This window comes from Halobellus rarus, from assembly GCF_024494595.1.
GTDB lineage: Archaea > Halobacteriota > Halobacteria > Halobacteriales > Haloferacaceae > Haloquadratum > Haloquadratum rarum.
Window position 1 is genome coordinate 179,118 of record NZ_JANHDI010000012.1, and the last position, 8,842, is coordinate 187,959.

General features: G+C 66.6%; 8 protein-coding genes. 4 read left to right on the forward strand and 4 right to left on the reverse strand.

Annotation, left to right across the window (positions count from 1 at the left end):
* The first annotated feature begins 250 nt into the window (after nt 1–250).
* Nucleotides 251–700 carry a universal stress protein gene (locus NO876_RS14840; RefSeq protein WP_256422444.1) on the forward strand — a complete coding sequence of 150 codons (450 nt, stop codon included), beginning with the start codon at nt 251–253 and terminating at the stop codon, nt 698–700.
* Between the two features lie 57 nt (nt 701–757).
* A complete protein-coding gene (locus NO876_RS14845; RefSeq protein WP_256422445.1) occupies nt 758–1,756 on the forward strand; it encodes a hypothetical protein in 999 nt (332 codons plus the stop codon).
* Between the two features lie 185 nt (nt 1,757–1,941).
* On the opposite strand, the gene NO876_RS14850 is transcribed toward NO876_RS14845, so the two are convergent.
* The 3 genes from NO876_RS14850 to NO876_RS14860 all read right to left on the reverse strand — a co-directional run bounded on the left by NO876_RS14850 (nt 1,942) and on the right by NO876_RS14860 (nt 5,679).
* The gene (locus tag NO876_RS14850; protein WP_256422446.1) at nt 1,942–3,645 is read right to left on the reverse strand and encodes a hybrid sensor histidine kinase/response regulator; all 1,704 of its coding nucleotides are present in this window, start codon (nt 3,643–3,645) and stop codon (nt 1,942–1,944) included.
* A 110-nt stretch (nt 3,646–3,755) separates the two neighbouring features.
* On the reverse strand, nt 3,756–4,385 hold the full coding sequence (locus tag NO876_RS14855) for a cyclodeaminase/cyclohydrolase family protein (protein ID WP_256422447.1): 630 nt from the start codon (nt 4,383–4,385) through the stop codon (nt 3,756–3,758).
* A 103-nt stretch (nt 4,386–4,488) separates the two neighbouring features.
* Nucleotides 4,489–5,679 carry a redox-regulated ATPase YchF gene (locus NO876_RS14860; protein ID WP_256422448.1) on the reverse strand — a complete coding sequence of 397 codons (1,191 nt, stop codon included), beginning with the start codon at nt 5,677–5,679 and terminating at the stop codon, nt 4,489–4,491.
* A gap of 178 nt (nt 5,680–5,857) precedes the next feature.
* Between NO876_RS14860 and NO876_RS18160 the strand changes: the two genes are divergently transcribed.
* Both NO876_RS18160 and NO876_RS14870 read left to right on the forward strand, forming a co-directional pair.
* Nucleotides 5,858–6,253, forward strand: a complete 396-nt coding sequence (locus NO876_RS18160) for a DUF8124 family protein (RefSeq protein WP_305882980.1) — start codon at nt 5,858–5,860, stop codon at nt 6,251–6,253.
* On the forward strand, nt 6,250–6,672 hold the full coding sequence (locus NO876_RS14870; protein ID WP_256422449.1) for a hypothetical protein: 423 nt from the start codon (nt 6,250–6,252) through the stop codon (nt 6,670–6,672). Before NO876_RS18160 ends, NO876_RS14870 begins: the two co-directional genes overlap by 4 nt.
* 90 nt (nt 6,673–6,762) lie before the next feature.
* On the opposite strand, the gene NO876_RS14875 is transcribed toward NO876_RS14870, so the two are convergent.
* A complete protein-coding gene (locus NO876_RS14875) occupies nt 6,763–8,478 on the reverse strand; it encodes a hypothetical protein (RefSeq protein WP_256422450.1) in 1,716 nt (571 codons plus the stop codon).
* Nucleotides 8,479–8,842 lie beyond the last annotated feature (364 nt).

Here is an 8,842-nt window from a genome sequence, read left to right on the forward strand (position 1 = left end):
CCTTCCTTACGACGCGACACTGCCGAGACAAGGGGACCAACGATAGCACTCCACTTCGAGAAAAAACAGATATATAGTTTATTGTTATTATCTTATTTCGAGATAAGCGGAGTTACATCGTGTTTTGGAGGGCTCAGAAAGATAATCAGAGTTTACTTGATTAATGAAATTTAGCAGTAGTTTTGCTTATTCGTCGCACAGAGGCATACAGACACCGACATTTTTCCTGCTGGGGGGCGTAGGCACTCGTATGTTCGAAAACATACTACTCGCGACAGGCGGAGAGGCCGCATCCGACAGGGCGACCGAACACGCGATCGAACTAGCCGCACACCACGATGCCACGCTACACGTCTTGTACGTGGTCGACAGTGACGTCTACGACGCCTACAGCGGCGACGAGTACGTCGACGGTCGGGAGGGACCGGAACACGGGCTCGAAGAAGTCGGCGAGGAGGCCATCGCCGCGGTCTCCGAACGGGCGGCCGAACACGGCGTCGACGTCGAGGGCCACATCGAGCACGGACAACCGCCCGAAACCATCGTCAAGTTCGCCCGCGAGGCCGGCGTGGACCTCGTGGTACTCGGGACCCGGCGGCGGCCCGACGAGTACCGGAGCCTGCTCGGCAGCGTCACGGATCGCGTCCTCCGTCTCGCGGAGATGCCAGTGACGGTGGTCAAGACACCGGTCGCACCCTGAGACGGATCAGTCGACCCGGGTTTTTGTGCCTGGCCACGAGAGTGGCGAACGGTCCCGATGTCAGAACCCTCCAGACGGCGAGTACTCGGCACGGTAGCCACCGCAGCGCTCGCTGCCACCGCCGGCTGCCTCAGCGTGTTCGACCGAGCCGGCGCGGACGACGACGGCCGCGTCCTCGAACTGATGCTGACCCGACGCGGAAGCACCCTTCGGGAAGATTTCGTGATCGACCTCGCGGAGACCCGTTCCGAGCGCGACGAAGCGGCGTTCGAGGCGGCGCTCGACGGGGAGGCGTACACCACGCAGTACCGGAAACCGTTCTACTCAACTCCTGACGACCCGAAGTACGCAGAGGCGGACGGGACGTACTATCGGCTCGGCTCCGTCGTCATCGACGAGGTCGAGACGACCCGGCCGGTGCTGCGGCTCTATTCGAGCGAATCCTCGACGGAGACGGAGACCGCCGGGAACGGGGGCAATCCCGACGTCGTCGTCGACGCCGATCGGCTTCCGGAGGCGGACGAGACGGCGATTCACGTCGCGCACCTCGCCGCCCGGGCCCGCGGGAACGGCGGCGGGGCCCCGTGGGGGCTGGTACAGCGCGGCGGATACGTCTACCGCGACGAAACCGCTGTCGAGACGAGCGAACTGCTGACGGACGAGGCCCCCTCGTTCGTCCGCTACCGCGACCGGCAGTACCGGATCGAGGTGTCCCGAGAACGCTTCCACGAGCCCGTCCATCGTGCGACCGTCGAACCGGTCGCGGCGTCGTCCGAGGAGATGGAGCGGGTGCTCCGTGCCGGCCACCTCGATGCGCGGCTCTCGCGCTCGGATCTCTCGGGCGGAGCCCACGACGTCCTTCGCACCGCGGAGCGAGACGGGTACAGCGAGTCACACCCGTACTCGGACGCCTACGAGGCCGTCCTCCGCGCGATTCACCGACGACCGTACCTGGACGGGAACGTCGAAAAGGACGCCGGTGTCGACCCCGACCGACCCCGACTGATCCGGTACGAAGAGCGATACTACGAGGCCTGGCTGCAGTTTCGGGAGTAGCGGAGACGACCGGACGGCAGGCAGTCGGCGTGCGGATCGACAAACGCGTCTCACTCCGTGTGGATCTCGAATCGAACGCCGTCCAGCCGCTGTGCGTCGCCGACGTCGACGTCCCAGCCGTGGGCGGACACGATCTGCCTGACGCTCGCGAGTCCCAACCCGGTCCCGTCGTCGTCGCGTTTCGTCTAGAACCCCGGTTCGAACACCCGAGAGCGGAGTTCCGGATCGATCCCCGGGCCGGAGTCCTCGTAGTAGAACCCGCCGTCGACATCCCCGATCCGAACGTCGACGTCGCCGCCGCCGTGTTCGACGGAGTTCCGGACGAGGTTTTCGAGCAGTCGCTGCAGCGCCTCGCGGTCGGCCGCGATCTCGATCGCGCTGTCGACCGTCAACGAGGCCTCAACCGGCGGATCCACCGTTTCCCAGACCGTTTCGAACACGTCGTCGACCGTGAGGATCGTCGGCTCGGAGACGATCTCGCCGCTCCGGAGGGTCTCGACGAGGTCCGTTCGGAGTTCGTCGATCCGCTCGACCGCGTCGATCGCTCGTTCGACGTGGGCGTCGTCGTCCGTCTCCAAAGCGAGTTCCAGCCGGCCGCGGGCCGCCGATATCGGACTCTGGAAGTCGTGGGAGACGAAGCTCGCGAACTCGTCGAGCCGTTCGTACTGCCGCTGGAGCCGCTCTTCGCGCTCTCGTCGAGCGGTCACGTCCCGCGCGGACACCACGATCGCAGTCACGCGTCCCGAGCCGTCCATCACCGGCCTAAAGAACCCCTCGACGGTGATCGGGTCCCCTCTGGGGTTCGGATGGGTCGTCTCGTAACTCACGTACTCGCCCGCGGCCGCCAGCGCTACCCACTGTCTCACGTCATCGCGTGTCTCCGCGGTCCACCAAGGTGTCTCCCAGAACGGTTCGCCGGTCACGTCCTCGCGGTCGAGGCGGACGTACTCCATCGCGGTCTGGTTGATCTCCTCGATGGAACCGTCGGTCTCGAGGAGGCCGACGAGCAGGTTCGGATCGTCGAAGATCGCCCGGAACCGCCGTTCGCTGCGTCGAAGTTCCCGCTTGCGGCGTTTCGAGTCGGTGACGTCGGTGATGAACCCCTCTATGGCCGTCGTTTGCTCGCCACCTTCGCCGACATTCTGGCCGCCTCCGGCGTCGAGTTCCGAGTCGTCGATCGGGCGGCCTCGCTCCCACATCCACCGTACGTCCCCGTCGGCCGTCACGACGCGGTACGTGCACTCGAACGGCTCGCCGCGGTCGATCGCCGATTGAGCCTCCTCCCACGCTCGCTCTCGGTCGTCTGGATGAAGCACCTCTCGACCCCAGTTCACTTCGTTCGTCTCGAGCGCCTCCGCGGGGTAACCCACGAGGCCGTCGGTCTCGCCGGCGACGTATTCCATCGGCCACTCGGGTTCGTTCCGACACCGGTAGACGATGCCCGGCAGATTACTGATGAGGGTTTCGAGTCGGCGCTTGCGGCGCTCGGCCCGCTGATCCGCACGTTGTCGTTCGACGGCGTTCACGACCCGGTTCGCGAGCAGCGCGTGCTGTCCCGACGCCCCTCGCTTCTGGAAGTAGTCGGTCACGCCCGCCGAGATCGATTTGCTCGCCACCGCTTCGGAGCCCGTCCCCGTGAACATGATAAAGGGGAGCTCCGGGGACTCCCCTCGAACCGCGTCGAGAAAGTCGAGGCCGGTCGTCCCCGGGAACCTGTGGTCGGAGACGATACAGTCGATCTCGCCGTTTCGGACCCTCGCGAGTCCGTCGTCGGGATGCGATTCGGCCACGACGTCGATACGATCGCACGCACGCTGTAGCGAATCGACTGTCAACTCCCGGAACTGTGGATCGGATTCGACGTAGAGAACCCGAATCGGACCGTCCATTGTCTACCCCACCGCCCGGGGCCCTATTAGTCATTTCCATCGTATCAATGGGTAGATATAAATGCGGCGTGGACCGGGCTCTGGACCGCCATCGACGACCGCCTCGATGGCTAGCGGTCGCTGCGGACGCTGTGATCGCTCCCCAAGACCTCGCTGCGGACGTCCGCGGCAGACGCCGAGAGCGCGTCGGCACGCGCGGCCATCGTCTCGGCGAACGAACGGTCCGAGAGCGCCGCCGCGTTCACTCGGACAGTCGAAAGCGACGCCTGGACTGCGGCGTCGGCGAGGTAGGCCCCGGCTCTCGCGTCGGCGGCGACGCCCGAACGGCCGCGTTCGACGACGACGGCGGCGGCGTTCAGAACCGCCAGCGACGACTCCGCGGTCGCGAGCGGGATGCCCGCGGCACGCTTTTCGAGCCGGTCCGTCGGCTCTCCGGCGTCGCTGCCGAACAGTTCGTCCACGAGCGTTGCGTCCTGCTCCGCCAGCGCCAGCAGCTCGCGTCGGCGGCGAGCGAGATCACCGCGGATCGCTTCGAACGGCCGCTCCGCCTCCCCGTCCGCTCCGTTCCGGACCGTCTGGTCGACCGCGTCGCGGGCACTCATCGTGTGGATGCAGGCCATCTCACAGAGCGCCGCGCCCATCGCGCCGGTAACGGCGACGACGGTGCCGCCCGCGGGCGCGACCCGCTCGGAGGCGACGTCGTCGAGAAACGCGCCGATCCGGACGTCGTCGTAGCTCATAGCTATCGTCGAGTCCGGGAGGTCAAGAAGGTCCGGCCGAACGGCCGACCCCCCGGAGGCGAGGAGCGTCGCGAACGGCTCCCAGGGGGAACGGCCGACGGCGTCAGTTCGTGGTGACGATCTCGACGACGTCGCGGTGGCCGAGTTCGTGATCGGCGCCGACCTGCCGGTTCGAGCGGCAGTCGATCCCGTGGAGGAGACCGTCCCCGATGTCCGAATGCAGGTGGTACGCGAAGTCCTCGGTCGTCGACTCCTCCGGCAGAATGAAGCAGTCGCGGAAGACGCCCTGCGAGTCGCTGCGACCGTTCGCGCTCCCCGGGAAGACCGCGATCGCGCCCATCACGTCGAACAGCGCGGATTCGAGGACGTCCTGGACGCCCGTTCCGCCGAAGGCCTCGACGTACTCTCGGATCTGTTCGAGACCCGCGGCCTGTTCGTCGGAGGGGTCGCCGACGACCTCGAACGCCGACGCACCGGGCTGGTAGTCGACGACGCCCGCCTCGCCGGCCTGCTTCAACGCCTTCTCCGCGTGCGCGCTCGTGGGAACGAACGTCAGGTGCTCGTAGTCGGGGTCGGCGGTCACGTCGTCGTAGTGCGCCTGGGCGGCGGGTTTGTCCATCTTGTTCGCCGCGATCACGATGGGTTTCGTCCGTTTGCGGATCTCGCGGGCGACGCGCTCTTTGATCTCCTCGTCCCAGGCCTCGGGATCGAGTCCCGCCTCGGTCGCGAGCAGAATCTGCTTGATCTCGTCCTTGTTCGTCTTGAACGCCGACATCTGCTCTGCGAGGTCCTCCTCGATCTTCTTCTCCTCGCCCTCGTACCCCGAGCGGTACCGTTCGATCCCCTTCTCTAAGACGTCGAGATACCACATATCGAGTTCGTTCTCGAGGAAGTCGATGTCCTCGCGGGGATCGTGGTCCTCTGTCGGTTCGCCCTCGAGGTCGGTCTCTCCGGAGAAGTCGACGACGTGGACGAGCACGTCCGCCTCGTTGAGGTCGGTCAGAAACTGGTTTCCGAGTCCTTTCCCCTCGTGGGCCCCGGGGATGAGTCCGGCGACGTCGACGAGCTTCACCGGGACGAACCGCGTGCCCTCGTCGCAGAAGCCCACCGAGGGCGTGCACGTCTCGTCGAACTCGGGCGCGGCGCACTCGACGCGGACGTACGCTTCCCCGACGGACGGGTCGATAGTCGTGAACGGGTACGCGCCCTCGGGCACGTCGTTCATCGTCGCCGCGTTGAAGAAAGAGGACTTGCCGACGGAGGGCTTGCCGACGAGTCCGATCTTGTAGCTCATTGACTCCTCGCAGTCGTTCGTCGCTCAAAAGCGGTCCTATCCGGCTCCTCGTCGTGAAGTGATGACATAGCACAGATCGTTGCGCTGTGTGCCCCCTTTCGCCATATGCTCCCCGTCAGATCGGCGTGACACGACAGCCATCGGCAGGGTATTTGAGCGCCGCCGCCTACGAGCCCGTATGGACGACACCGAGGACCGTCGCGGCGACGACGTGGGCGGACCGTCGGGTAGCGATGCGGACGGATCGCCGGGTAACGACGGAAACGCGGGTAGATCAGGGCGTAGCGGCGGCGGTGACGGCGACACCTTCGGCGTCGGGATCCACGTCACGGAGGCCGAGTTCCAGTTCGTCGTCCACGTGCCCGCCGACATCGACTCGGGGTGGACTGATCCCGAGGCCTTCCAGCGGCTCGTCGAGCGGACCGTCTGGGACCGCCTGGACCGGGAGGCGACGCTCCGGGGAATCGCGCAGGAGGCGTCCGTCGGCGATACCGTCACGCTGGGCCGCGTCACGCTCCGCCCGGACGAGACGGTCGTCAGGACGGAATTTCGCGACCCCGCCGTCAAGCCGTGACCGACGCGCTCGACGCCGTCGTCGACGCCGCGGTCGAACGCGCGCTCGTCGGCGGTTCCGATCCCCGTCGCTACTTCGCGCTCGCCGGCGCGCTCGAACGAGTCCGAACCGGCGGGCGCGACCGGACCGACGGACGCGGCCCAACCGACGGACGCGAGGAAGCAGGGATGACCCCCCCGCCCGTCGACCGCCTCGGAGCGGCGCTCGCGAGCGTTGTCGCGGTACGCGCGCTCGACGCGAGCGACAGCGCCGCCATCGCGGCCGACGCGTGGACTCCCGGCGGCGACGACCCGCACGCCGCGCTCGTCGCCGTCGGCGCCGTCGCGGCCTGCCGACGGTTCGACGTCGATCTCGACCGCGTCGCCGCACGATCCGGCGTCGACAGGGCCGAACTCGCCCGACGGCTGGAATCCGAGTGAGAGCGCTGCCGCTGGTCGACGAGCATCGAAGAGAAACGAAACGTCGCTATCTTCGTCTGGTTCTACCGCCGGCGAGGGCCGGGTCGGAGATCAGTTTCGGCCGGGCGCGTTACCCGAGTTGCCGGGAGCGTCATCTGACCCACTGTCGTCGCTCTCGTTCTCATCGTCGCTTTCGTCCTCATCGTCGCTTTCGTCCGCGTTCCCGCCGGGGCCGTTACCGGACGAACCGGCGTTTCCGTTACCGCTTCGCGCGTCGTCGCTCTCGTCTTCGGCATCCCCGTCGGTCTCGTTTTCGGCGTCGTCGTCGCCGGACTGTCCGGGCGCGTCATCGGATCGGCCCGGAGCGTCGTCCGATTCGTTCTGTGCGTCGTCGGACTGCCCGGGGGATTCGCCGGATTGGCCGGGGTCCTCATCGGACTTCCCCGGCGCGTCGCCGGCCTGTTCCGCACCGTTTCCGGCCTGGCCGGGCGCGTTACCCGAGTTGCCGGGCGCTTCGGCCGTCTCGTTCTCGTCGGTCGAGTTCTCCGCCGTCTCGTTCTCCTCGTCGCGGTCGTCCGCGCCGTTGGCGCCGGCGTTATCCGCGTTGCCGGGGTTGTTCCCCGTCACGAAGTCCGAGACCGCCTGCCCCGGCGGGCCGTCGAGGCCGGCCGACTGCAGCGCGCTGACGAACTGAGAGACCGCCTGACCGAAGGGGCCCGCCTCCTCGACGAACTCGACGGTCAGGTCGGTCGTCGTCGTGGCCGTCTCGTTGTCGGCCGTCGCGGTCACGCTGATCGTGACGTTCTCCTGCGGCAGCGGGAGAGCGACCTCGCCGCTCTCGTCGGTCGCGTACGTGCCGGCCCCCGAGTAGTCGCCGTCGCCGTCGACCGCGACGTCGACCGTCGCGTTGGAAACGGCATCAGAACCGTGGGATACCGTCACGAAGACCCCGTCCGAACGCTGGTCGGCGCTGACTTCGAGCTGGGCCGACCCGTCGACCGCGAGCGTGGTCTCCGCGGTGAGGTTGTCGACCTGCGCGGTCACGGTCACGTTCTGGTCGTCCTCGGGCTGTTCGAACGTCGCGGTGCCGTTCTCGTCGGTCGTGGCCGTCGCCGAGTAGTTGCTGTCACCCTCGGCCTCGACCGTCGCGTTCTCGACGTGGTCACCGTACTGGGTGACCTCGGCGGTCACCGATCCGTCGTCGTCCTGGGTCGCGGAGACCTCCAGGGAATCTTCGAGCGGAACGAGTCCGAACTCGCCGCTCGCGTTCGCGCCGTTGGCTGTCGCGTCCGCCTGCACCGTCACCGTCTCGTTGGGTTCAGGCAGGTCGATTTCGCCGTTCGCGTCCGTCTCGTACGTCCCGTTACCGGTGTAGTTCGCATCCGACGAGACCTCGACGGTGGCGTTTTCGACCGCCTCGTCGTACTGCGTGACGGTCACCGTGGCCGCGCCGTCGTCGGCCTGGCTCGCGGAGACGTCCAGGGACTCCTCGTGGGGCACCAGTTCGACTTCACTACTCGCGGTCGCGTTGTCGGCCGTCGCGTTCACCTGCACGGTTACCGTCTCGTCGGGGTTGGGCAGGGTGATCGTTCCGTTCGCGTCCGTCTCGTACGTGTCGTTGCCGGCGTACGCCGTGTCGGACGTCACTTCGACGGTCGCGTTCTCGACCGCGGTTTCGTTGTCTGTGACCGTGACGACCGCCTCGCCCGTCTCGGGTTGCTGATCGACGGCAACCGAAAGGGACGCGGCGCTCGCGGCCATCGGGAACGCGGCCATCCCGACGACTGCGATCACCAAGGCGATCGTGAGTGTTCGCTTTGCGTTCATTGCGTCCGCTCCTTGCGACGGTTACCCTATAAAAAGGGAACTCGCTCAGGCCGTCTTCTCCCGGATTAACCCGATTTAATCGGGTTAAACGTCGCTGTGTCGTGGTTCAAACGGTGATGGAGGCTGTCATCGCGATCAGACGCGCTTCGCCCCCGAAACGGTCTCCCGTCCGTTCGCGCGCGGACTCGCAAGCGATTATCGAATCTGCGTCGGCGTCGTGACAGCATCGAGGTCTGGTTCGAAATGAAGAGAGCCCACGAGACACCGCGTCTCGTGGGCTCTTTGAATGAGTGTATGAGTGGGAGGCGGCGAGCCAGTGTTCCCAGAGGATCGCTCACTCCAGTACTTGCTGACACGCTGGCAG